This window comes from Nannocystis exedens (genome assembly GCF_002343915.1).
GTDB classification, from domain to species: domain Bacteria; phylum Myxococcota_A; class Polyangia; order Nannocystales; family Nannocystaceae; genus Nannocystis; species Nannocystis exedens.
Window position 1 is genome coordinate 3979611 of sequence record NZ_NETK01000001.1, and the last position, 23091, is coordinate 4002701.

The 23091-nt window shown below is 72.0% G+C and carries 18 protein-coding genes; 10 read left to right on the forward strand and 8 right to left on the reverse strand.

Annotated features, from left to right (window positions below; translation table 11 throughout):
- Positions 1 to 90: 90 nt before the first annotated feature.
- Both NAEX_RS15660 and NAEX_RS15670 read left to right on the forward strand, forming a co-directional pair.
- Complete coding sequence (locus tag NAEX_RS15660; RefSeq protein ID WP_096328299.1) at positions 91 to 1392, forward strand: D-arabinono-1,4-lactone oxidase; 1302 nt, start codon at positions 91 to 93, stop codon at positions 1390 to 1392.
- Positions 1393 to 1898: 506 nt separating this feature from the next.
- Positions 1899 to 3248, forward strand: coding sequence for a cytochrome P450 (locus NAEX_RS15670; protein ID WP_096328301.1), 1350 nt, complete (start codon positions 1899 to 1901; stop codon positions 3246 to 3248).
- A 102-nt stretch (positions 3249 to 3350) separates the two neighbouring features.
- On the opposite strand, the gene NAEX_RS15675 is transcribed toward NAEX_RS15670, so the two are convergent.
- Both NAEX_RS15675 and NAEX_RS15680 read right to left on the reverse strand, forming a co-directional pair.
- Positions 3351 to 3815 carry a hypothetical protein gene (locus tag NAEX_RS15675; protein ID WP_096328302.1) on the reverse strand — a complete coding sequence of 155 codons (465 nt, stop codon included), beginning with the start codon at positions 3813 to 3815 and terminating at the stop codon, positions 3351 to 3353.
- Positions 3816 to 4130: 315 nt separating this feature from the next.
- A complete protein-coding gene (locus tag NAEX_RS15680) occupies positions 4131 to 4514 on the reverse strand; it encodes a KGG domain-containing protein (RefSeq protein ID WP_211302413.1) in 384 nt (127 codons plus the stop codon).
- Positions 4515 to 4937: 423 nt separating this feature from the next.
- Between NAEX_RS15680 and NAEX_RS15685 the strand changes: the two genes are divergently transcribed.
- From NAEX_RS15685 to NAEX_RS15695, 3 genes are all read left to right on the forward strand, one after another.
- The gene (locus NAEX_RS15685) at positions 4938 to 5201 is read left to right on the forward strand and encodes a hypothetical protein (RefSeq protein WP_096328304.1); all 264 of its coding nucleotides are present in this window, start codon (positions 4938 to 4940) and stop codon (positions 5199 to 5201) included.
- Between the two features lie 105 nt (positions 5202 to 5306).
- On the forward strand, positions 5307 to 6176 hold the full coding sequence (locus NAEX_RS52110) for a hypothetical protein (protein ID WP_177325926.1): 870 nt from the start codon (positions 5307 to 5309) through the stop codon (positions 6174 to 6176).
- A 72-nt stretch (positions 6177 to 6248) separates the two neighbouring features.
- Positions 6249 to 7337 carry a hypothetical protein gene (locus tag NAEX_RS15695; protein ID WP_096328305.1) on the forward strand — a complete coding sequence of 363 codons (1089 nt, stop codon included), beginning with the start codon at positions 6249 to 6251 and terminating at the stop codon, positions 7335 to 7337.
- A 141-nt stretch (positions 7338 to 7478) separates the two neighbouring features.
- Here NAEX_RS15695 and NAEX_RS15700 read toward each other — a convergent pair whose 3' ends face one another.
- Positions 7479 to 9719: a bifunctional salicylyl-CoA 5-hydroxylase/oxidoreductase gene (locus NAEX_RS15700; RefSeq protein ID WP_096328306.1), complete on the reverse strand. Its 2241-nt coding sequence runs from the start codon at positions 9717 to 9719 to the stop codon at positions 7479 to 7481.
- Between the two features lie 115 nt (positions 9720 to 9834).
- On the opposite strand from NAEX_RS15700, the gene NAEX_RS15705 reads away from it, so the two are divergent.
- Positions 9835 to 12819: a spermine/spermidine synthase domain-containing protein gene (locus tag NAEX_RS15705; protein ID WP_096328307.1), complete on the forward strand. Its 2985-nt coding sequence runs from the start codon at positions 9835 to 9837 to the stop codon at positions 12817 to 12819.
- Positions 12820 to 13002: 183 nt separating this feature from the next.
- On the opposite strand, the gene NAEX_RS15710 is transcribed toward NAEX_RS15705, so the two are convergent.
- From NAEX_RS15710 to NAEX_RS15720, 3 genes are all read right to left on the reverse strand, one after another.
- A complete protein-coding gene (locus NAEX_RS15710) occupies positions 13003 to 13998 on the reverse strand; it encodes a terpene synthase family protein (RefSeq protein ID WP_143140611.1) in 996 nt (331 codons plus the stop codon).
- A 352-nt stretch (positions 13999 to 14350) separates the two neighbouring features.
- The gene (locus NAEX_RS15715) at positions 14351 to 15487 is read right to left on the reverse strand and encodes an STAS domain-containing protein (RefSeq protein WP_096328309.1); all 1137 of its coding nucleotides are present in this window, start codon (positions 15485 to 15487) and stop codon (positions 14351 to 14353) included.
- Between the two features lie 100 nt (positions 15488 to 15587).
- Entirely contained in the window at positions 15588 to 16700 is a 1113-nt protein-coding gene (locus NAEX_RS15720; RefSeq protein ID WP_096328310.1) for an STAS domain-containing protein, read from the reverse strand.
- Positions 16701 to 16880: 180 nt separating this feature from the next.
- Here NAEX_RS15720 and NAEX_RS15725 point away from each other — a divergent pair, with 180 nt between their 5' ends.
- Positions 16881 to 17750, forward strand: a complete 870-nt coding sequence (locus tag NAEX_RS15725; RefSeq protein ID WP_143140610.1) for a hypothetical protein — start codon at positions 16881 to 16883, stop codon at positions 17748 to 17750.
- 94 nt (positions 17751 to 17844) lie between these two features.
- Here NAEX_RS15725 and NAEX_RS15730 read toward each other — a convergent pair whose 3' ends face one another.
- The gene (locus NAEX_RS15730; protein WP_170135755.1) at positions 17845 to 19038 is read right to left on the reverse strand and encodes a V4R domain-containing protein; all 1194 of its coding nucleotides are present in this window, start codon (positions 19036 to 19038) and stop codon (positions 17845 to 17847) included.
- 86 nt (positions 19039 to 19124) lie between these two features.
- Here NAEX_RS15730 and mddA point away from each other — a divergent pair, with 86 nt between their 5' ends.
- Both mddA and NAEX_RS15740 read left to right on the forward strand, forming a co-directional pair.
- On the forward strand, positions 19125 to 19853 hold the full coding sequence (mddA, locus tag NAEX_RS15735; RefSeq protein ID WP_096328313.1) for a methanethiol S-methyltransferase: 729 nt from the start codon (positions 19125 to 19127) through the stop codon (positions 19851 to 19853).
- 55 nt (positions 19854 to 19908) lie between these two features.
- Positions 19909 to 21549, forward strand: coding sequence for a 3-(methylthio)propionyl-CoA ligase (locus tag NAEX_RS15740; protein WP_096328314.1), 1641 nt, complete (start codon positions 19909 to 19911; stop codon positions 21547 to 21549).
- A gap of 111 nt (positions 21550 to 21660) precedes the next feature.
- Here the strand turns inward: NAEX_RS15740 and NAEX_RS15745 are convergent, their stop codons facing one another.
- Positions 21661 to 22095, reverse strand: coding sequence for a DoxX family protein (locus tag NAEX_RS15745; RefSeq protein ID WP_177325924.1), 435 nt, complete (start codon positions 22093 to 22095; stop codon positions 21661 to 21663).
- A gap of 66 nt (positions 22096 to 22161) precedes the next feature.
- On the opposite strand from NAEX_RS15745, the gene NAEX_RS15750 reads away from it, so the two are divergent.
- The gene (locus tag NAEX_RS15750) at positions 22162 to 23082 is read left to right on the forward strand and encodes a LysR family transcriptional regulator (protein WP_245913731.1); all 921 of its coding nucleotides are present in this window, start codon (positions 22162 to 22164) and stop codon (positions 23080 to 23082) included.
- Positions 23083 to 23091: the final 9 nt, after the last annotated feature.

The window sequence follows — 23091 nt, forward strand, 5'->3', positions numbered from 1 at the left end:
GCGTCGACCCGGCCGCGGTGACCGTCGCGCCTCCGCCGATGCTCGTCGCGGCTTCGTCGGCGCCCGCCTGCCTGGTACCATCCGCCGGCGATGTTCGCGCGCAAGACTTGGTCCAATTGGTCGGGCGGCGTCACCTGTCGTCCGGGACAGTTCGTGGTCCCGAGCACCGTCGACGCCCTCAGCGACCTGGTCCGAGAGACAGCCAGCGCCAGCGGCAAGCTGCGGGTCGTCGGCGCCGGTCACTCGTTCACCCCGGTCGTCGCCACCGAGCACACCCTCGTCTCGCTGGCGCGGATCCGCGGCCTCGCCGAGGTCGACCGCGAGGCCGGGGCCGCCACCGTCCTGGCCGGCACCACGATCCGCGACCTCGGCGGCCTGCTCGGCAAGCACGGCCTCGCGCTCGAGAACCAGGGCGACATCGACCGCCAGGCGATCGCCGGGGCCGTCAGCACCGGCACCCACGGCACCGGTATCGCCTTCGGCAGCATCAGCACCCAGGTCCGCGCGCTCACCCTCGTGCTGGCCACCGGCGAGCTGCTGTCGTGCTCGCCGACGCAGGAGCCGGAGATCTTCAAGGCCGCCCAGGTCTCGCTCGGGGCGCTCGGCGTGCTGGCCCGGATCCGCCTGCAATGCGTGCCGAGCTACGTGCTCCGCGACGTCCGCAAGAACGTCGACCTCCATCAATGCCTCGCCGAATTCGAGGACAGCTGCCGGCGCCACCGCCACTTCGAGTTCTGGTGGTTCCCCTACAGCGACCGCGCCGCCACCAAGGCGCTCGACATCGTCGCCTCGCCGAAGCCGCGCCCGGTCGTCAAGCGCGTGCTCGCCGACAAGCTGCTCGAGACCGGCGTGTTCTGGGCCGCCTCCGAGGCCGTGCGCCTGTTCCCCGGCCTCTCGCGCCCGGTCGCCCGCTTCGCCTCGAAGGCGATCTCCGAGGCCGACTACGCCGACCACAGCCACCGCGTCTTCCCCAGCCCCCGCGACGTCCGCTTCAACGAGATGGAGTACGCCGTCCCGGTCGAGCGCGGCCCCGACTGCCTGCGCGAGCTCAAGGCCTACATCGAGCGCGACCGCGTCCGCGTCCACTTCCCCGTCGAGTACCGCGTCGTCGCCGGCGACGACATCTGGCTGAGCCCGTTCTACCGCCGCGACAGCGCCGTCATCTCCGTCCACATGTACGCCGGCATGCCGTACGCCGACTACTTCGCCGGCTGCGAGGCGATCTTCCGCAACCACCGCGGCCGCCCGCACTGGGGCAAGATCCACAACCTCACCGCGCATGAACTTCAGGACATGTACCCGGAGTGGCACCGCTTCCACGCCGTCCGCCGCCGCCTCGACCCGCGCGGCGTGTTCATGAACGATCACCTGACCAAGATCTTCGGCACATGACCTTTTGAACATGTTTTAAAAGGCATACATCGCGCCCGGCACCCCTCGCGGCGTCGACGCCACCGTCACCACCATCACCCAGGACAGCTCGATCCGCGTCCTTCGCAAGCGCCCGTGGTCATCCGTTGCCAGGCCACCTTGCCCGGCCAATCGAGCCCGCGCACCTTCGTCAGCCGGCGCTTCTGGTACGACCCCGGCCCGCACCTGCGGCGCCCGACCGTGACCGTCTGCGACGACCCGCGCCCCCGACCGGCACGTCGCCGACCCCGGCGACCTCGACCCGCGCCCGCGGAGCCTGAGTACCCGGGCCGACCTCGCCTGCCGCCCGATCGAGCGACCCCTGTCGTCGCCCTCTCCTCGAGCCTCCGCGCTCTGCCCGTCGATCTCCGCGCGCACCACTCCGCTCGCGTCGGCCCGCGATCGCGCCCGTGCGGCCGAACGCCGCACCCTGGCCTTCCGCGCCGCCCCGCGTTGACGCCCGGCGGTGCGCGGCGCACCCTCCAGGCGTGTCGACCCGCAGCGCGCTCCCGCCTGGTTCCCGGCGCACTCTCCTGCAGACCTACCGCTACACCCGCGACCCCTACGACTTCTTTCTGAAAATGGTCGAGGAGTACGGCGACCCGTTCACCGCGCACGTCGTCAACGGCAGCGTCGTCATGACGGGCACCCCGGCCGGCGCGCAGCAGGTGTTCTCCGCCGACCCCGACACCTTCGCCCCGTTCGGCGCCGACGTCTCGCGTCCGCTGCTCGGCGACCACTCGCTCCTCTTGCTCTCGGGCGATCGGCACCGCAAGGAGCGCAAGCTGCTCATGCCTGCCTTCCACGGCGAACGCATGCGCGCCTACGGCGAGACGATTTGCGCCGCCGCCCACGCCGCGGCCGCGAGGTGGCCTCGAGGCCAGGTGTTCGCCTTTCAGGACAGCTCGCAGTGGATCTCGCTCGAGGTCATCATCCGCGCCGTGTTCGGCGTCGTCGAGCCGGCCCGGGTCGAGGATGTCCGAAAGGCCATCCTCGAGTACGTCGAGGCCACCGTGCCGAGCCTGGTGTTCTTCCCGTTCCTCCAGCGCGAGTTCTTCGGCCTCGGCCCGTGGGCGCGGTTCCAGCGGGCGCGCCAGCGGATCGGCTTCCTGATCGCCGCCGAGCTCGGCGCCCGCCGCAGCCGGCCGGAGGAGCTCGGGGACGACATCTTGAGCCGCATGCTCGCCGCCCGCCACGACGACGGCAGCGGCATGAGCGACGCGGAGATCCACGACGAGCTGCTCACCCTGTTGTTCGCCGGCCACGAGACCACCGGCATCGCCCTCGCGTGGTCGATCTACTGGCTCCACCGCCACCGCGATCGCCTGGAAAAATTGCTCGCCGAGCTCGACGCCGCCGGCGAGCGCCCCGAGCCCGAGGTCCTCGCCCGCTTGCCGTACCTCGAGGCCGTCGTCCACGAGACCCTGCGCCTCCACCCGATCGCCCCCGACGCCCCGCGGATGCTCGCGCGCCCGCTCGAGCTGGCCGGCTACACCTTGCCCGCCGGCGTCGGCGTGGCCGTCGCCACCGGCCTCCTGCACGTGCGCCCGGACCTCTACCCCGAGCCGCACGCCTTCCGCCCCGAGCGCTTCCTCGACCGCAAGTACGGCCCTTTCGAGTACACCCCGTTCGGCGGCGGCCATCGCCGCTGCCTCGGCGCCGCCTTCGCCACCTACGAGATGAAGCTCGTCCTCGCCACGCTGCTCCGCAACTACCGCCTGGCGCTGTCGGAGCCGCGGGAGGTCAAGCCGGGCCGCCGCAACGTCGTCCTCGGCCCCGCGACCGGCGTCCGCGTCACCTACCTCGGCCCGCGCCGCGCCGGCGACCCGCCCGCCTGAGCGAAAATCGGCTCTTCCCCGGCAGCGATGGCCATGCGACCCGACAGCGACGAAATCACGCGAGCGGCGGAATTCGACGACGCAGACGCAGCGGTCGAAGAGCTACGTCTGCGAGGGTTCACGAATCGTCGGTGCCTGCGCTGCAACGGCAGGATCGACCTCGATGACAGGGATGCGCCACACGCCCTCGGCCACGCGCGCCCTCACCTCTCCGGCCGCGCTCGTCATCGAGCCCAGCTCCGGCGTCACCCCGAGCGGCGAGATCACCAGGTCGCGCTCGCTGGTGCCGCCGAAGTACTCGCTGCGCACGCGCGCCACCCCACGGTCGCCGCGCTGCTCGGCCGCGACGATGCGGTCGAGCGGCTGCGTCGTCGGCACCTGCACCCCCGGGTGCGCCTGCGGGATCGCGTACACCCACTCGTCGCCCACGCTCGCCGGCGCGTACGGATGCGCGGCCGACGACATCGTCTGCGGATCGCAGCCGACGAACACCAGCGCGCCCGTCACGATCAACTGCCAGCCCGGGCCCGGCTCGAGCTCCGTCGTCGTGCTGCGGCGCCGGGCCATGTCTCATCGTCCCCGGCCGGTGCCCGCCTCGCAAGGCCCACGCGATCTCGCGGGAGGAGCTCGCCTCCGAGCCGCGGACGCGCAACGGCGCTCGGGCGCTGCAGGTGGAGATCGCCTCCCCGACGCGCGAGGAGGGTGATCGACGCGGAGGGTCCGCCCTCGCCGCGATCGGCCCACCGATGAATGGACGCATCGAATCGATGCACCGCAGTCATCCGCCGATTCGATAGGACAATCTTTAAACAACGATGCGGGCGGCCGCGCGAGGCGACCACCCGCGAGTCGCGAGCCGGAGCTCGCGACGATAAGTAATCATCAGTGATCCTGCTCGCCCTCGTCGCGGCCGCTGGGGGACATCGGCTCGCTGCGGGGCATCTCGGAGCGGTTCTCGGGGGCCGCCGACGAGGTCGACGCCTCGCGGTCCTCGACCTGCGTGTTCGGCTCGTCGGACACGCCGGTCATGCCCATGGCACCGCGCTGGCCGCGGTTGCGCTCGCGGCTGTTCGCGCGGTTGCTGTGCGAGGCGTGGCCGCCCTTCGCCCCGATCTCCGCCATGTGCTCGCGGTTCTGGCTCACGACCTCACCGCCCTTGCGCCCGGCCGCACGGGCTTCTTCCGAGTCGAACTCGTGCGCCGTGCCCTTCTCGTGCGCCGCCCGGCCACCCTTCCGCGCGATCTCCCGCTGCTTCTCCGCGTCCATCCCCGCGAAACCGCGGCCTCCGCGGCGCTCCCCTGTATTCCCGGTGCTGTTCGGCATTGCTGGTACCTCTGTCGCGGACTGCAGTCCGCGCCTTGATGGGTTCTTTGAATCGATGTCTCCGAGGCCTGAGCGCTGATTGCGCGGCCCGGGGACGTTTCGTGGGAACCATGGTCGACTGCGTCACCTCGGCAAGGCGGAGCTCGGCGCGCCTAGGGGTCCGGAACCCCCAATTGTTCGGGCGATCCCGCCGCCGGGGCCGCTGGGACGGCCGCGGCGCCGCTGAGGCCGCTGGAGAGCTCCGGGAAACCCTGAGCCAAGTGCGCGTGCTACGACCGCAATTTTCACTCAGCGCAGCGCGCGAAACTGCGCCCGCGCCGCGATCGCGTTGACACCGCACTCTGCCGGGGGGAGTCTGAGGTCACGATGACCCGCAATTTCCTCGTGTTCGCCGTGACCGCGTGCCTCGCCGGATTGGTCGGATTCGCCTGCAAGAGCGGCGGTGGAGGTGGTTCGCAGGCGCCGGGGACCGTCACGGCCATCGAGGGGCCCTCGTCGTGCCCGCGGTCGGTGCCGACGCGCGGCGCTTCGTGTCCGCGGGGCGAGTCCGAGTTTTGCGTCTACCGCACCACCGGCGGCGATTTCGCCTGTGTTTGCGGCGGCGGCAAGTGGGGCTGCGGCTCCAAATAGGGCGACGGCGCTCTGCGAACGGCCCGCCGCGCCTGCGTCGGCCGACGGGGTTCGTCGCGCCCGCGGCGCTGGTTCGGCGGCGCGCGGCTGCGATACCCTCCGACGATGCTTCCTTATCTCGTTCGTGCCCGCTGGACCGCGTTCACTCTGCTCCTCGCCTGCAGCTTCGACGGCAGCGGATTGGTGAGCGCGGGCCCGCCGAGCCCGACCAGCAGCACGACCGGCGACCCGTCCACCACGACGGGGCCGGGGGCCACCGTCACGCCGACGACCCTCGACCCCGAGGGCACGATGAGCGAGGGCGCGACGATGAGCACCACCACGCCGGTCGACCCGACCGACGGGCCGACCACCACGACCTCGACCACCACGCTCGGCACCACCACCACGACCACCACCGAGCCGGAGACGACGACGACGACCTCGACCACCGGCCCGGACACCACCACGAGCAGCACCACCAGCACCGATACCAGCACCACCACCGGCCCCGACACCACCACCGGTCCGGTGTGCGTGGATGACGGCACCGAGCCGAACGAGAACGAGGGCGCGGCGGTCGACCTCGGCGACCAGTACTGCAAGGACCAGCCGAAGAGCTTCGAGGGCGTGCTCGACGGCGACGGCGACGTCGATTGGTTCCGCTACCACGGCGACTTCAGCGGCAACCAGTGCGACAACAACGACCCCGACCCGATCGCCAAGATCGTCGTCACCGCCGACGGACCGCTCGAAGTGTGCCTGTACGCCGACTGTGACATCGACGGCGACACCGCCTTCACCTGCCCCAACGGCACCATGACGGCGAACTCGCCCGGCGGCCGCGAGGGCTGCTGCGGCACCGGCAGCATGGAGTACGCGGTCAATTGCGTCGACGGCGGCAACGAGAGCGCGGAGATGTACGTCCGCCTGCAAAAAGCCCAGCCCGACGCCTGCGTCGCGTACAAGGTCGACTACAGCTATTTCAGCCCGTGACGCCTGGCGCCCCCGCCCGACCGCGCGGCGCCGTGTGGCCACGGCCGAGCCTGCTGCGGTAGCCTCGGGCCGATGCCGCGTCCGCCCGCTCGCCGTCTCGCCGCGCTCGCGGTCCTCCTCGCCGCGTGCAGCTACGACGGCAGCGGCCTCGTGAGCGTCGGCGAGCCGACCTCCCCCTCCTCGACCACCACCACCACCGGCGAACCGGCGATCACCACCACCACGTCGCCGATCACCACCGGCGGCCCCGCGCTCACGACCACCGGCACCACCGCCCCGGTCGATCCGACCGAGGTGACCACCGGCGACCCGACCACCGACGCGACCACCACCACGTCTTCGACGTCCTCGACCACCGAGGCCTCGACCACCACCGGCGACGAGACCACCGGTCCGCCGCCGCCGATGCTCGTCGACGACGATCTGCTGGTCCGCTACTTCCTCGACGAGGCCGGCAGCGGCCAGGGCCCGACGCACGCCCTCGACGCGGCCCCCGACCCGCTCGACCTCCCGCTCGTCTACGACATGGGCGCCATGAACCCGGTCTACGCCGAGCAAGGCGGCCACCGCGGCCTGCGCTGGCCGATGGCGGGCCTGCACGGCCGGGCCACGCTCCCCGTCGCCGACACCAAGGTCCAGACCGGCCTGCAGAACCGCACCGCCGCGACCCTCGAGGTCGTCGTCGACATCGACGCGGTCACCCTCTTCGGCTCACGCCTGCTGCACGTCGGCCGCAGTTTGGAGCAGGGCTACTTCACCCTCCGCTCGACCGACATCGACCGCCTCGAGTTCTACTGGAAGGGCAACACCCTCGCCGGCGTGTGGCCGGTCGACTGGGCCGGGCTCGGCCGCGTCGTCGTGCACGTCGTCGTCGACACCGGCCAGCCGGAGCCGATCCACCGCGTCCGCCTCTACCTCGACGGCGCGGCGGTGGTCGACGGCAATGACATCGGGCTCGTCCATCCCAACCAGAACGAGGCGATCGCGATCCCCACCGACCCCAACATTCCGCTTTATTTCGCGCTCGGCAACCGCGGGGCCGACGGCGATCGCTCGTTCCAGGGCACCCTCCATTACGCCGCGATCTACGCCACCGCCCTGTCCGAGCCGCAGCTGCAGCAGAACGCCGCCATCCTCGCCGGCACCGACGACGCGCCGTGAATCACCGCGGCGCGAACGCATCGATCGCGACGTGCAGGTACACCGACCGCTCGGCGTGACCGCGCAGGACGGCGCCGCGCGCGATGACTGCAGCCGCCGCGACGTCGTCCCCGCCCGCGGCGGTTGCAGCTGCAACCTCGCTCACCCGCGCGGACGAGCCGCCAGGTACTGCGGCGGCCAGGTCACCCCGGGGCCGCGGTAGTTCTGCTCGGCGGCCGCGCGCAGCGTGAAGTGCGGGTCGAGCAGGTGCGGGCGGGCCAGCGCGCACAGGTCGGCGCGGCCGGAGGCGATGATCGTATTGACCTGGTCCCAGTCCTGGATCGCTCCGACCGCCATCGTCGTCACCCCGGCTTCGTGGCGGATCCGGTCGCTCAGGTGGGTCTGGAACATGCGGCCGTAGATCTCCGGCCGCGACTCCGGCGTCGTCTGGCCGGCCGACACGTCGACCAGGTCGCAGCCGTGGGCCTTGAGGAGGCGGGCGATCTCGACGGCGTCCTCTTCGTCGAGGCCGTCGGGGATCCAGTCGGTCGCGGAGATCCGCACCGACACCGGCTTGTGCGCCGGCACGACCGCCCGCACCGCGTCCAGCACCTCCAGCGGGAAGCGCATGCGATTGGGCAGCGAGCCGCCGTACGCGTCGGTGCGCGCGTTCGTCAGCGGCGAGATGAACGAGGCCAGCAGGTAGCCGTGGGCCATGTGGACCTCGACCAGGTCGAAACCTGCCTGTTCGGCCAGCTCGGCCGCGCGCCGGAATTGCTCGACCACCAGCGCCATGTCGGCCGGCGTCATCGCCTTCGGCACCGCGAAGCCGGGCGCGTACGGCACCGGCGACGGTCCCAGCAATTCCCAGCCGTCGGCCAGCCCCGTGTCCGCGCCCTCCCACGGGTGCGCGGCCGAGCCCTTGCGGCCGGCGTGGCCGAGCTGGACCCCGATCTTCGCCGTCGAGTGCGAATGCACGAAATCGACGATCCGGCGCCACGCGATCGCGTGCGCCTCCGACCACAGCCCGGTGCAGCCGCGGGTGATCCGGCCCTCCGGGGCCACGTTCGTCATCTCCGTCATCACCAGCCCGGCCCCGCCGACGGCGCAGCCGCCGAGGTGGACCAGGTGCCATTCGTTCGGCAGCCCGTCCTCCGCCGAATACTGGCACATCGGCGACACCACCACCCGGTTCTGCAGCGTCAGCTCGCGCAGGCGCAGCGGCGTGAACATCGGCGGCGGCGCCGGCTCGTGCGATTCGCAGCCGTTCTGGCCGGCGAACCATTTGTCGAGCCCGCCGACGTAGTCGCGGTCGCGGACGCGCAGGTTCTCGTAGGTCACCCGCTTCGAGCGGGTCATCATGCTGAGGACGAACTGCTGCGGCGGCAGGTCCTTGTAGCGGCGGACCTCCTCGAACCACGTCTGGCTGACCTTGGCCGCGCGCTGCAGCTTGGCGACCTCGAGCCAGCGGGCCTCGTGGTAGGCGGCCAGCGCCGCCGGCACCGACGGCTCGCGGAGCAGCGCCTCGCACAGCGCGATCGAGTCCTCCATCGCCAGCTTCGTGCCCGAGCCGATCGAGAAGTGCGCGGTGTGGGCGGCGTCGCCGATCAGCACCACGTTGCCGGACCACCAGCGGGCGCACTTGACCTCGCGGAACGACAGCCAGCTCGACTTGTTGCTCATCAGCCGGTGGCCCGCCAGCTCCTCGGCGAACAGCCGCTCGCAGTAGGCCACGCTCTCGTCGGTGCTCATCGCGTCGAGCCCGGCGCGGCGCCACGTCTCGCGGTCGGTCTCGACGATGAACGTGCTGGTGTCGCGGTCGAACGGGTAGGCGTGGACGACGAACAAGCCGTGCTCGTCCTCGCGGACGTAGAACGTGAACGCCGACAGCCGCTTGGTCGTGCCGAGCCAGATGTACTTCGCCTTGCCCTCGGCGATCGTCGGCGCGAACACCTCGGCGAGCTGCGTCCGCACCTTGCTGTTGATCCCGTCGGCCGCCACCACCAGGTCGGCGCCCGCGACGACCGGCGAGTTCAGCCCGTCGTGCTCCGTCTCGAACGCGAGCTGCACCCCCAGCGCCGACGCCCGGTCTTGCAAGATCTCGAGCAGCCGGACGCGCGCGATCCCGCAGAACCCGTGGCCGCCGGAACGAATCACCTGGCCCTTGAAGCAGGTGTCGATATCGTCCCAGTGGATGAACGAATCGGTGATCGCCGCGTACGTCTCCGGGTCGGCGCGGCGGAAGTTGCCGAGCGTGCCGTCGGAGAACACCACGCCCCAGCCGAACGTGTCCTTGCGCCGGTTGCGCTCGACGACCACGACCTCGCAGTCGGGCCGCGCTTTCTTCATGAGCACGCTGAAATACAGGCCAGCCGGGCCGCCGCCGAGGACCGCGATCTTCACCGCGCAATGCTAACCCGCCGCTCGGCGGCCGCCCAAGTGAGAAGCCTCGCGGTGGTGCGAGCGATCGTCTTCGGGTCCGCGCCGATCGGGGGGCCGCCGTGTATGCTCACGCGGCATGTCAGCAACGACCGGCCCGCGCGACGGCCTCCTGCTGGTCGCCGCGTTCGCCTCGGGCGCGGCGGCCCTCGCCTACGAGATGCTGTGGACGCGCATGTTGGCGCTGTCGCTCGGCAGCGAGACCGTCGGCGTGCTCGCGGCGCTGGCCGGCTACTTCGCCGGCCTCGCGCTGGGGGCCGCGTTGCTGCACGACCGCAGCCTCCGCGCGCGCGACCCGGTGCGCCTGTTCGTCGTCCTCGAGCTGTGCGCCGCCGGCTTCGCGGTCGTCTCGCCGCACCTCTTGCAAGTGCTCGCGCGCGTCTTGCCGGCCTGGCTCGGCCCGGTCGCCGCGGCCGGCGGCGCGGCGGCGCTGGCCGCCTCGACGGCGGTGGCCGCCGCCGTCCTCGCGCTCGGCGCCGCCCCGCTCGGCGCCTCGCTCGCCGCCCTGGTCGAGGCCCGCCGCCGCACCTGTCCTTTCGATCAGGACGGCCGCGGCCTCGGGCGGATCTACGGCGCCAACACCCTCGGCGCCGCCCTCGCCGCCCTCGCCAGCGTCCACCTGGTGTTCCCCGCCCTCGGCTACGGCCTCGGCGCCGCCCTCGCCGCCCTCGCCGGCGCCGGCGCGGCGCTCGCCGCCCGCGCCTGGGGCGCTCGCGCTGCGGGACAGGTCCGCCAGGACATGTCCGATACGACCGGTCCCGCACGACATGTCCCCGGAGACCTGTCCCTCACGACCGCCGAGCCGCCGGTCGCCGGCGGCTCCGCGTCATCTGTCTCTCCGGACATCTCCGCGGAGGCCTCGGTCTCGCCCGGGGCCGCCGGCGCCCCCGCGGCCCCTGCCGCTCGGGACATCTTCGCCGCGCCCCCCGCCTCCCCGGTGGCCGCCGCGACTCCCGCCTCCCAGGGCTCTCGGGACATCCCCGCTGCGCCCGCTCCTGCCGCCGCCGTCGACGCCTCGCGCGACCCCGACCCCGACCTGCTGCGCGAGCCGTGGCTGCTCGACCTCGTGGCCTTCGGCACCGGCCTGACCGGCATCGGCCTGCAGGTCGTCGGCGTGCGGGTGCTCGGCCAGCACCTCGAGAACACGATCTACACCTTCGCCCACATCCTCGCCGCCTACCTGCTGGCGACCGGCCTCGGCGCGCTCGTCTACCAGCGCTTCGCCGCCCGGGCGGTCGCCGGCCGCCCGGGGACCGTCACCGCCGCGCTGCTGTGGCTGCTCGCCGTCCTCGTCGTCCCGGCCGCCGTGGCCCTCGCGCAGGGGCCCGAGCTGCTGCAGGCGCTCTCCCCCGAGGCGGCCGGGCTCGCGCGCGCCGGCGCGGCCGAGCTCGCGGTCGCGGCCCTGGTGTTCGCGCCCTCGGCCCTGGTGCTCGGCGCCCTGCTCAGCCACGTCATCGGCCTGGTCGCCGCCACCGGGCGCGGCGTCGGCCGGACCTACGCCTGGAACGCCGTCGGCTGCGCCGCCGCCCCGTTCGTGTTCGGCCTCGTCGCCGTCCCCCGGCTCGGCTACGCCGACGCGTTCTACGCCGTGCTCTACGCCTACCTCGCGCTGTTCGCCGGGTTCGGGTGGTTCCGCCGGTTCTCGCCGGTCCTGCTGATCGGCGGCGTCCTGGCCGGCGTCGCCCTCACGGCCGCCGGCCCGCGCTCGCTGGTCCTCGTCGGCGACAGCGACGGCTGGGTCCGCCGCGAGGAGCGCCAGACCCTGCACGGCCTGGTCGCCGTCAGCGAGCGCCCCGGCCCCGGCGGCGCCCCGCTGCGCCGGCTGCAGATCGGCAAGCGCTTCCGCATGGGCGGCGCCGCCGGCTTCGGCGAGCAGCGCATGGGCCAGGTCTGCTCGCTCCTGTCCCATGCATCCGGTCCCGAGGGACCTATCCCGAAGGCCCTGTACCTCGGGCTAGGTACCGGCTCGACCATGGGCGGGGCGTTGGCGGTCCCGCACGCGTCGGCCGAGGGCGTCGAGCTGGTGCCGGAGATCGTCGAGCTCTTGCCGCACTTCGCCGACATCAACCTTGATCTCGCCGAGCGCCCCGAGGTCGCCTTGCACGCCGCCGACGCCCGTCGCTACCTCGCGGCCGCGCCGGCCCGCTACGACCTGGTGGTCGCCGACCTGTTCCACCCCGGCCAGGCGGGCGCCAGCAGCCTGTTCGCCCGCGAGCACTTCGCCGCGGCGAAGGACCACCTGCGCCCGGGCGGCCTGATGTGCCAGTGGCTGCCGCTCTACCAGCTCGACGAGGCCGACGTGCGCACGATCGTCCGCACCTTCCTCGACGTGTTCCCCGAGTCGTACGCGTTCCTCGGCATCTACAACGCCCAGAACCCCGCGCTCGCGCTCGTCGGCCGCGCCCCCGACCCGGCCGCGGCCCAGCTACGCCTCGACGTCGCGCGCCTCGCCGCCGACACGGCCGCGCTGCAGAACATCGTCGACCCGCGCGACCTGCTGGCCTCCTACGTGATGGGCCCGGCCGAGCTGGCGGCGTGGGCCGGCGACGGCCCGCGCAACACCGACCTGGCCCCCGAGATCGCGTTCCAGGCCGCCCGCGTGGCCTACCGCGACGACCGCACCCTCGGCGCCCACAACCTCGCCGCGATCTTGGAGCGCGCCGTCGCGGCCCCGGCCGCCCTGCTGACCGGCAGCGGCGCCGAGGCCCTCGCCGCCGCCAGCGCGCCGTTCACCGCCGCCGCCCGCCACTACCTGGCCGGCGAGATCGCCCGCGGCGACCTCGCTGACCTTTCGAACATGTCCTGGGAGACAGCCGAGCACTTCCTCCGCGCCTACGAGGCCGACCCCGAGTTCGCCCCCGCCCGCGGCGCGCTCTACACGATCGTGCGCAAGAACCAGGCGCTGGCCGCGAAGCTCCTCCCGCGCATGCTGGCCCGCACGCCCGACGAGCCGCGCGTCTACGAGGCCTATCTCCTCCACCTCCGCGCCGCCGGCGACCAGGCCGCGTACCAGCAGCTGCGCGCCGAGGCGACCGCCAAGTTCCCCGGCGCCGCGCTGCCGTGAGCGCCGGCGGCGCAGGTCCCTCCGCGGGGGTCACCGCGAGCGTTGATGCCTGTCCCTCGGGACAGCCTCATGCCCTCGTCCGGCGAGCGACCCGCGCCCCTCGCGAATGTCCTTCGGGACAGCCGAACGCTCGACAGGCGCGGCCTCACGGCCGCGCCTGTCCTTCAAGCCATCTCGCCGACCTCACCCGCGCGACGCGTCGTAGCGCGGGCTGGCCAGCGACCACTCGATGTTGCCGCGCTGCCACTCGAGCAGCCCTTGCAGGTACGTGTGCACCGCCTGGTCGTGCGGGTGGGCGGCGGCGGCCTCGCGGACGCTCGTCTCGAGCTCGCGGGCCTCGGCGTTGACGATCTCGGTCGCCTCGCGCAGGGCCGCCTCGAGCGAGCAGCCGCGCTCGCACATCAGCACGTGGACCAGGTTGTTGGGGTTCTTGTGGCGCAGCACCTCTTTGGGGAACGACACGATGTCGTTGAAGTAGCCGACCGTGCGGCTGACCGCGCGGCGGGCTCGCAGCACCGCCGGGCTGTCGCGCACCGCCGGGGCCACGGAGATCTGCGCCGCCACCTCGATCAGGTCGAGCGCGGTGAGGACCCCGCTGTCGTGCTCGCGCTGGGCCAGGTACTCGCGCAGCGGCGGCGTGCGCGACGTGCCCCAGTTGCGCACGGCCGGCAGCACGCCGAGCGACATGTGATCGGCGGTCACGCACCACAGGCGGTCGACCCACGCGCCGCCGACCAGGTCGAGCGCGCCGCGGCGGAACTCGAGCAGCAGGCGGTCGAGCGGATCGACCTCGCCGGTCGGCCGGCGCGTCCCGGACAGCAGCGCCAGCGCGTGATCGATCTGCCGCCGCACCCGGCTCTGGTCCTCGCGGCTGCGCAGCTCCTCGTCGTGCATGTCGTCGAAGAAGAACAGCCAGTTGCACCACGTCGCGCACAGCACCCCGCGCTCCACCGTGGCCGAGGGATAGACGTAGCGACCGAGCGTGTTGAAGGCGTCGAAGCGGCCGCGGTTGTCGGCGTGGACCAGGCCGAAGCTCTGCGCCAGCGCCAGCGAGCGGGCCTCGATCTCGTCCGCGCGCGGGTTCTCGCGCCGCGGCGCCAGCGTCACGAAGTCGTCGATGGCGAAGCCCAGCGGCTGCGCGCGCACCCCGGGCGCCAGCGGCTCGGGTCGAGAGGTCACAAAAAACTCGTTCGTCGCGTCCGATACGGGCGAGAGGGTCGTCATGGGGGGTTTTCAGGTCTTGTTGTCCGAGGGTCGCTAAACCGGCAACTTCGCGGGCCCTGGCTCGCCGCGCCGGGGGCGGGGTGGCGCGCACCATGAGCGACGTGGGGCGCCCGAATGGATCTCGGCCGTGTTTCGCCGAATTCGAGCCCCTGTCGCCTCGTGCGCGTCGAGCGCAAGAAGCTTTCGCAACCCGCGCGTGCGGCGGTCGGTCCGCGTCGACGGCGGGTGCGCGGCGGCGTTCGTGGCAATCGGTCGGTGCATGCTCAATGGACGGAGGGCGCGCGGAGCGGGGGTCGTCGCGAAGTCGTCACCTGACCGTCGTCGTCGGCTTGCGCTGGCTCATCTGCACGATGCAGTACTTGAGCGCGTCGCGGAGCTTGGCGAACACCGCGACGCGGGCGAGGTCGACGCCGAGGGCGACGATCGTCTGGGCGATGGTCGGGTGGATGCCGGTCAGGATGCCCTCGGCGCCGAGCAGGCGGATGGCCTGGATCATGCCGATCAGGTGGCCGGCGGTGCCGGTGTCGACGACCTCGACGCCGGTGAGGTCGAGGATCGCGTAGCGGGCCCGCGTCTTTGCCACCGACGTCAGCAGGTTGTCCATGATCTCGGCGGTGCGGACGCTGTCGACGAGGCCGACGATCGGCAGCGTCAGCACGCCGTCCCACACCTCGATGATCGGCGTCGACAGCTCGCGGATCACCTCTTGCTGGCGCTCGATCAGCTCGAGCTTGGTGCGCAGCTCGAGCTCGCTGCGGCGCGCCTCGGTGACGTCGAGCGTGATGCCGACGACCGCCGCGTCGGCCGCGTTCTCTTGCATGGGGATGTACCAGGTCTGCCAGTGCATCCCGTGCACCTCGGCCGGCAGCGCCGAGATCGCCTCGCCCTTCAGCGCCCGGTCCACGCCGGCGAGGTCACCGCCCTCGCGGTACACGTCGAAGATGTTCTGGCCGACGTAGTGGTGCGGCGCCATCCCGGCCGTGCGTACGCCCTTGCCGTCCTGGTAGAGGAACGTGCCCTTGCGATCGATCGCCCACAGGGCGATGTCGAGGTACTCCTTGATCGCCTGCAGCATCGCCGACTCGAGCGACGAGCGGCGCTCCAGGGTGATGCGGGCCGTCGCGTCGTGGCCGTAGAGCGTCGCCCCGCGCGGCTTGCCGTCGCCGCCCCTGTCGACTTGCCACCACGACTCGAACAGCATCGGCTGGCCCGTCGCGCCGCGCAGCTCCCAGACACGCGATTCCGCGCCATCCTCGAACAGCGACGTCCAACTGTCCGCTGCCCCGTGCAGCGGCAGCACCTCGTCGAGGCCGCGCCCGAGCGCCGCCCCCTGCGGGGTCTTGAAGGTCTGTTCCGCCCGCCGATTCCAGCCGGACACGCGAAGCGCCGGGTCGACGTCGATGACGACGAGGGGCGCGTCCTGCAGCAAGGTCCGTTCGTCCACGCATCCTTTGTACCGTGTCCGCGGACAGTTGTCCGTACCTGTTTATGCAGACCCTTGCGGGCGGTTTCGCGCCGGCGTCAGGCCCGCGCGATCACGGCGATCATCGCTTGCGAGCGGCGAGAAGCGTGTGTTTGAGGGCGTCGCGCAGCTTGGCGTACACCGCGACGTGGGACAGGTCGACGCCGAGCGCGACGATGGTCTGGGCGATCGTCGGGTGGATGCCGGTGAGGATCCCTTCCGCCCCGAGCAGACGGATCGCCTGGATCATCTTGATCAGGTGGCTCGCCGTGCCGGTGTCGACGACCTCGACGCCGGTGAGATCGAGGATGGCGAAGCGGGCCCGCGTCTGCGTGACGGCCTGCAGCAGGCTGTCCATGATCTCGGCGGTGCGGGCGGTGTCGATGAGGCCGACGATCGGCATCGTCAGCACGCCGTCCCACACCTCGATGATCGGCGTGGCGAGCACGCGGATCACCTCTTGCTGGCGCTCGATCAGCTCGAGCTTGCTGCGCAGCTCCTGCTCGACGCGCTTGAGATCGGTGATGTCGAGCGACACGCCGACGAGGCGCGGGTCGCCCGGCCTGTCCCACGGCACGGGGATGTAATACGTGTCCCAGAACAGCCCGTGCGTCTCGACCCCGGGCGTGCGGGTCGGCTCGCCCGCCATCGCCCGCTCGATGAGCGGCGTGTTGCCGAGGTCCCTGTACAGCTCGAAGATGTTGAGGCCGACCAGCGAGTGCGGCGCCATGCCGACCGCCGCGCTCGCCTTGCCGTCCTGGTAGAGGAACACCCCGCGCTCGTCGGTCGCCCACAGCGCGATGTCGAGGTTCTCCTTGATCGCCCGCAGCATCGTCGTCTCGAGCGTCGCGCGGGCCTCGGCCGCCACGCGGGCGGTGACGTCGTGGCCGTAGAGGCGGACGCCGAGCGGCCGGCCCTCGCCGTCGCGGTCGACCTGCGACCACGCCTCGATCGACCAGCTCGCCTCGCCGCGCCGGACCGCGAACACCCGCGGCGCGCCGTCGCCCTCGTCGAGCAGCGCGCTCCAGTCGGCGTCGATCGGCGGCAGCACCTCGGCCAGCGGGCGGCCGACGGCCGACGCTGCATCTGTCCCGAAGACCAGCTCGGCGCGGCGGTTCCAGGCGGTGACGACGAGCCCGGGGTCGACCTCGATCACGATCAGGGGGGCGCCCTGCAGCTTGCTGGCTTCGCTCACGAACCATTGTTTATCGCAACACGAGGTCGGTTGTCCGCACCCGCGTTCGCCGTCTGCCGGCGCGCTCTCGCGCGCGACGTGAGTCTGTCTCTTCGGCCATATCGGCGGCGCGGCCCGCGGCGGGTGCGATGACTCGCGCGAAGCGCCGGTCGGGGACCGGCCGATCCTCTAAGGTGCGTCATGCCTCGCGTTCGACCGCAGCTCGGGCTCGTGTCCGCGCTCCTCGTGCCGCAGCTCGCCCGCGCCGACCAGTTCAGGGTGCCGGAGGACAAGCACGCCGTCGAAGTCACGATCGCGATCGAAAACCTCGACGCGCACCCGGAGTATCTGTTCGTCCTGTGGCCCGACGCCTGCCTGCTCAACGACGAGAACTCCGCCTCGCACACCGTGTTGAATTCGGAGGACGACGACGGCCGCGCCAACTTCCTGGACGAGGGCTGCGAGACGCAGCGGCTGTTCGCCTTCCCGAGCGACACCTACACCGGCGTCGACGGCGTCCTCGCGGAGAACGGGCTGCGTCAGCTCGGCACGGGTCCGCCGAGCGACCCGCGGGTGCTCGTGCAGACGATCGAGGCCGAACAGCGGTGGCTCGTCCCGCTCGACGTCGACCTGTACAGGATCCAGGACGTGTACCGCGTCGCCGTCGACGGCGGCACCTTGATCCTCACCCCGACCCGCGTCCGCTTCGACTTCGGCCAGGAACGGATCTGGGAGCGCAGCTTTTACAAGGGCCGACGTCCGCGGCTCCCGCGGCCGCAGGACGTGCCGCCGCCGCCGCCGCCGCCGGAGCCAGCGGCGCCGACCCCCGCGATCGCCGAGACCTCGGCAGAGGCGAAGGTCGAGGCGCCTGCGGCCGCCGCATCGGAGACGAAAGTCGGGCCCGCGGCGACGCCCGCGTCGACATCGGCGCCGTCGCCGACACCGGCGCCCGCCGGCGACCATCCTTCCGGGGAGATCTCGGCCAAGCCGTGGCCGCCGCCGCTGCTCTACGGCGGCGCCTGCCTGCTGGTCGCCGTCGCGGCCGGCGTCGCGCTGCGTCGTCGCGGCTAGGCGAGCGCGTGCATCAGGACATGTCTCTATGAACATGTTTCGAAAAACATGTTCTAAAAAATGATGATCATCGAGACATGTCCAAATTATCGGCTCAGCCGATCCGCTCGACGCGGAACCGGCACACCGGGTCGCCGCAGGCGATGCACGCCTCCTCGACCGCGTGGAACGTGCCGAACCGCTCGGTCAGCGGGCCGGAGCCGTAGATGAGGGCGAAGATCCCGGCGGCCGCGCCCTTGTGGCCGTGGCAGTGCGGCGTGCTCGTCGATCCGAGGTACTGGAGGGCGCCGAGCGCCTCGTAGCCGTTGACCGACTCGACCAGCATCCACTGGCCCGGCTCGAGCCCGGCGATGTGCCACTGGCCGAAGCCGAGCGCGTTACAAAACGTCATCGTCGCGAACAGCGGGTCGTCGGGCCCGCGCAGCATCGGCGTCACCAGGCCGTCCCACTCGGGCGAGCTCATCAGCCCGCGATACGTGTTGAGCGCGCAATACTCGGCCTCGGCCGCCAATAGTCGCTCGGCCGTCGCGCCGCGGCCGACCCGCCGCATCTCCGCCAAAAATCCGATACAGACCCGGTTGTAGAAGTCGGCCGGCATGCACGCGAGGTAGACCCCGAACGCGGGGATCAGCCCGTCCGGGCCCCCCTCGACCGGCATCGCCACCAGCGCGTCGAGGATCGCCTGCTCGTCGATCGCCGGCGAGCGCAACCAGTCGCCGCGCTCGCGCGGGCGGAACACCAGCGGCCGCTTGGCGTTGGGCGCGACCGGCTCGGACCGCCCGCGCTCGACCGCGAAGCGGCACATGGGCGCGCCCTGGGCCATGCACTCGACCTCTCGCACGTGGACCGGCTCGCCCGTGACCGCGTACACGGCCCCCTGCGCGTAGCCCTCGGCGAAGCTGCACACCATCCGCTCGGGCCGCCCGAGCCCGGCGAACCAGCCCTCGACGAAGTGGGACGCGGTGGCCGTGACCACGCCCTCGGCCACGCGCGACAGGTCGAGCCGCCCGAAGCCGAGGTGCGCATAGAGCCGCTCGGCCACCGCCCAGCGGGCCGCGACGCTGTCCTCGGCGCGCAGCGCCCGGTCGATATGCTCGGCGAACACGCACTCGGCGGCGCCGACGATCAGCCGCTTGCCGTCGACGAGGTCGGCCGACTCCACGGTCCGCTGCAGCCGCGCGTTGTAGTGATGGCAGTGCAGCAGCACGTCCTTGCCCGCGATCACCCGCCGGCCGCTCGGCGCGTCGTAGCGCAGAGCCAGCCGCTCTGCGAGGGAAGAGATCTCCATAACCATAAGCCCCCTTGCCGGCATTGTGCCACGTATGCGCCGGCGCCGGCCTGTCGGTTCGGCAAGGGTCCTCGTACGATGCAGGCATGGGCCGCGTCTTCGTCCTCGTCCACGGCGTCGTCTCCTACATCGTCGTCCTCGCCGTGTTCGCCTACTTCGCCGGCTTCGTCGCCGGCGTGTGCGTGCCGAAGACCATCGATGACGGCCCCGTCGGCCCATGGCCCCGCGCGCTGATGATCGACCTGGCGCTGCTCGGCGGCTTCGCCCTGCAGCACAGCGTCATGGCCAGACCATGGTTCAAGCGCATGTGGACGGTGTTCGTCCCCGAATCCGCCGAGCGCTCGACCTACGTCCTGCTGGCGTCGCTGCAGCTCGCGCTGACGATGTGGGTCTGGCATCCGCTGCCGACGCCGATCTGGCAGCTCGGCGACGGCCTCCTCGCCGCCATCGTGCACGGCCTGGCCGCGATCGGCTGGGGGCTCGTGCTGGTGTCCACGTTCGCCGTCGATCACTTCCACCTGTTCGGCCTGCGCCAGGCCGTCGGTCACTGGCTGGGCCGTCCGGCGCGCGAGCCGGAGTTCCGCGTCCGCGGTCCCTATCGCCTGGTCCGTCACCCGCTCATGCTGGGGTTTCTGCTCGCCTTCTGGGCCGCGCCGACGATGAGCGTCGGCCACCTCGCGTTCGCGCTGGCGATGACGCTCTACGTCCTCGTCGCGCTCGAGCTCGAGGAGCGCGACCTTCGCGCCCAGCACGGCGCGCACTACGACGGCTACAGGGCCCGGATCCCGCGCCTGAACCCGTTCGCGCGCCGCTGACCCCACTTGCGCCGCATTGGCGCGTTGGCCCAAACTCGCCGGCCTGGAGCCCTGCATGCACCTCACCGGCTTGATGATGCACTCACCCCTGCTGATCTCCGGCCTCATCCGCCACGCCGCGCGGGTCCACGCCGACCAGACGATGGTGTCGCGCACCGTCGAGGGGCCGATGCATCGCACCACCTACCGCGCGCTCGAGCAGCGGGCGCGGCGGCTCGCCGAGGCGCTGCAGGCCCTCGGCGTCGGCCCCGGCGACCGCGTCGCCACCCTGGCGTGGAACGGCTTCCGCCACGTCGAGACCTACTTCGCCGTGTCCGGCATCGGCGCCGTGTGCCACACCCTCAACCCGCGCCTGTTCTTCGATCAGCTGGTCTACATCCTGAACCACGCCGAGGACACGGTCCTGCTGACCGACCTCACCTTCGTGCCCCTGGTGGAGAAGCTCGCGCCGCGCTGCCCCGCGCTGCGGGCCGTGGTCGTCATGACCGACCGCGAGCACATGCCTCCAACGACATTGCCGAACGCACATGTCTATGAGGACATCCTCGCGGCCCAGCCCGGGACCCTGCAGTGGCCCGAGTTCCCCGAGGACACCGCCTCGTCGCTGTGCTACACCAGCGGCACCACCGGCGAGCCCAAGGGCGTGCTCTACAGCCACCGGTCGACGGTGCTGCACTCGTTCGGGATCGCCCTGCCCGACGTGTTCCGCCTCGGCGAGCGCGAGACGGTGCTGCCGGTGGTGCCGATGTTCCACGTCAACGCCTGGGGCCTGCCCTACGCGGCCGCGCTGACCGGCACGCGCCTGGTGATGCCCGGCCCGCGGCTCGACGGCGAGAGCCTCTACTCTCTGTTCGAGGACGAGGGGGTGACGATGAGCGCCGGCGTACCGACGGTGTGGATGGGCCTGCTCGCGCACGTGAAGCAGCAGGGCAAGCGGTTCACCACCCTGAAGCGCGTCGTCATCGGCGGCTCGGCCGCGCCCGAGGCGATGATCCGCAGCTTCCAGGACGACTACGGCGTCGAGGTCCTGCACGCCTGGGGCATGACCGAGACCAGCCCGCTCGGGACCGCCTGCGCCCTGAGCCCGGCGATCCGCACCTGGCCCAAGGACCAGCAGATCGCCGTGCAGCGCAAGCAGGGCCGGCAGGTGTTCGGCGTCGAGCTGCGGATCGTCGGCGACGACGGACGGCCGCTGGCGCACGACGGCGTGGCCGCGGGCGACCTGCAGATCCGCGGCCCCTGGGTGTGCAGCGGCTATTACAAGGCCGAGTCGACCGCGCACGCGGACGGCTGGTTCAGCACCGGCGACGTGGCCACCATCGACCCGGCCGGCTACATGCAGATCACCGACCGCTCGAAGGACGTCATCAAGTCCGGCGGCGAGTGGATCTCGTCGATCACGCTCGAGAACCTCGCCGTCGGCGTGCCGGGCGTCGCCGAGGCGGCGGTGATCGGCGTCGCCCACCCGCGCTGGGCCGAGCGGCCGCTGCTCGTGCTGGTCAAGCAGCCCGGCGCCGCCGTCGACCCCGCGGTCGTGCTCGCGCACATCGCCGAGAGCGTGCCCCGGTGGTGGCTGCCGGACGCCGTCGAGTTCGTCGACGCCCTGCCGCACACCGCCACCGGGAAGATCTCCAAGCTGCAATTGCGCGAGCAGTTCAAGGACTACCGGCTCGCCGCCGACGCGGCGCAGCGTTGACCCCTTCGATCGTGCGTCGCGCGGGCCGGCCGCGCCGTGACGGCGGCATCAGCCCCATGTCCCCGTCCGGCGGCGCGTCGGGGCCCGCGCGACGCGCGGTCGCGGGGGCGCTCACGCGCGGGCGCGGGCCAGCTGCGGCGCCGCCTGCTCGCCGGCGACCGGGCGCGCGTTCGGGTTGAGCACCCCGACGAAGCTGTCGCGGTAGGCCCACGCGAGGTACGCCTCGAGGCCGACGATGAACGCCAGCATGCCGTAGCCGCCTGGCGCGAGGGCCAGGTGGAAGGCGACGATGTTGACGATCACCGGCGCCAGCAGGACCAGCGCCAGCGGCACCAGGCGGCCCGACAGCAGCAGCGCGCCGGCGACCACCTCCGTGCCCTTGATCAGCGGGAACATGTAGCCGGTGGCGGCCAGGGCCCCGAGGAACTCGCCGGCGCGGGCCGGGTGCGGCGGGGTCGGCATGAAGTGGAAAAAGCCGTTGAGCCCGAACACGAGGAAGAGGAGGCCGAGGAGGGAGCGAGCGAGGGTGGGGAGCAGGCGGGACATGCAGCCGAGCTTAGGGCTTGCCGCAGGGCCGACCAGATGGGATAGTCACAACTCATCGTTGCTCCCATGACAACAATCGATCCGGTCAAGGTTGCCGCGTTCGTGCGCGTGGTCGAGGCGGAGAGCTTCACCGCCGCCGCCCAGGTGCTGGGCCTGCCCAAGTCGTCCGTCAGCCGCAGCGTCGCCCGCCTCGAGGAGGACCTCGGCGTGCGGCTGCTGCAGCGTACCACGCGTCGCCTGCACCTCACGGACGCCGGCAGCGCGTTCTATCAGAAGGCGCGCGGGGCCCTGTCGGCGCTCGAGGAGGCCGCGCTGACCGCCGCCGACCTCGGGCACGAGCCGCGCGGCACGGTGCGCATCACGGCGCCGGTCGACCTCGGCGAGTTCTTGGCCGAGCCGCTGACGCGGTTCGTGCGCGAGCACCCGCAGATCCAGATCGATCTGGTGCTGACGGCGCGGATCGTCGACATGGTGCGCGAGGGCTTCGACCTGGCCCTTCGGGCATCTCGCCTCAAAGACTCGAGCCTGATCGCGAAGAAGCTCGGCAGCTTCGCCGACGGCCTGTACGCCGCGCCGGGCTACCTCAAGCGCCGCGGCACGCCGACGACGCTGGCCGAGCTGGCCGACCACGAGTGCGTGCTGTTCCGTGCCCGCGGCGGCCGCAGCACCTGGACCCTGCGCGGGCCGAAGGGCGAGGAGCACGTCGAGGTCGCCGGCGCGATCAACGTCGACGACCTCTCCTTCGTCGTCCACGCCGCCGAGGCCGGGGCCGGCGTCGCCTACCTGCCGCACGTCCTCGCGGCCCGCTCGGTGGCCGCCAAGCGGCTCGTGCGCGTCCTGCCCGAGCACTGCTGGACCCACGCCGACCTGTCGCTGGTGCTGCCCTCCGGCCGCCACGTCCCCACCCGCGTGGCGCTGCTGCGCGACTTCTTGGCCGAGTCGCTCAAGACGACCTTCGGGGCGCACCGCAACATGAAGTCGGCGTGACGCGCCGAC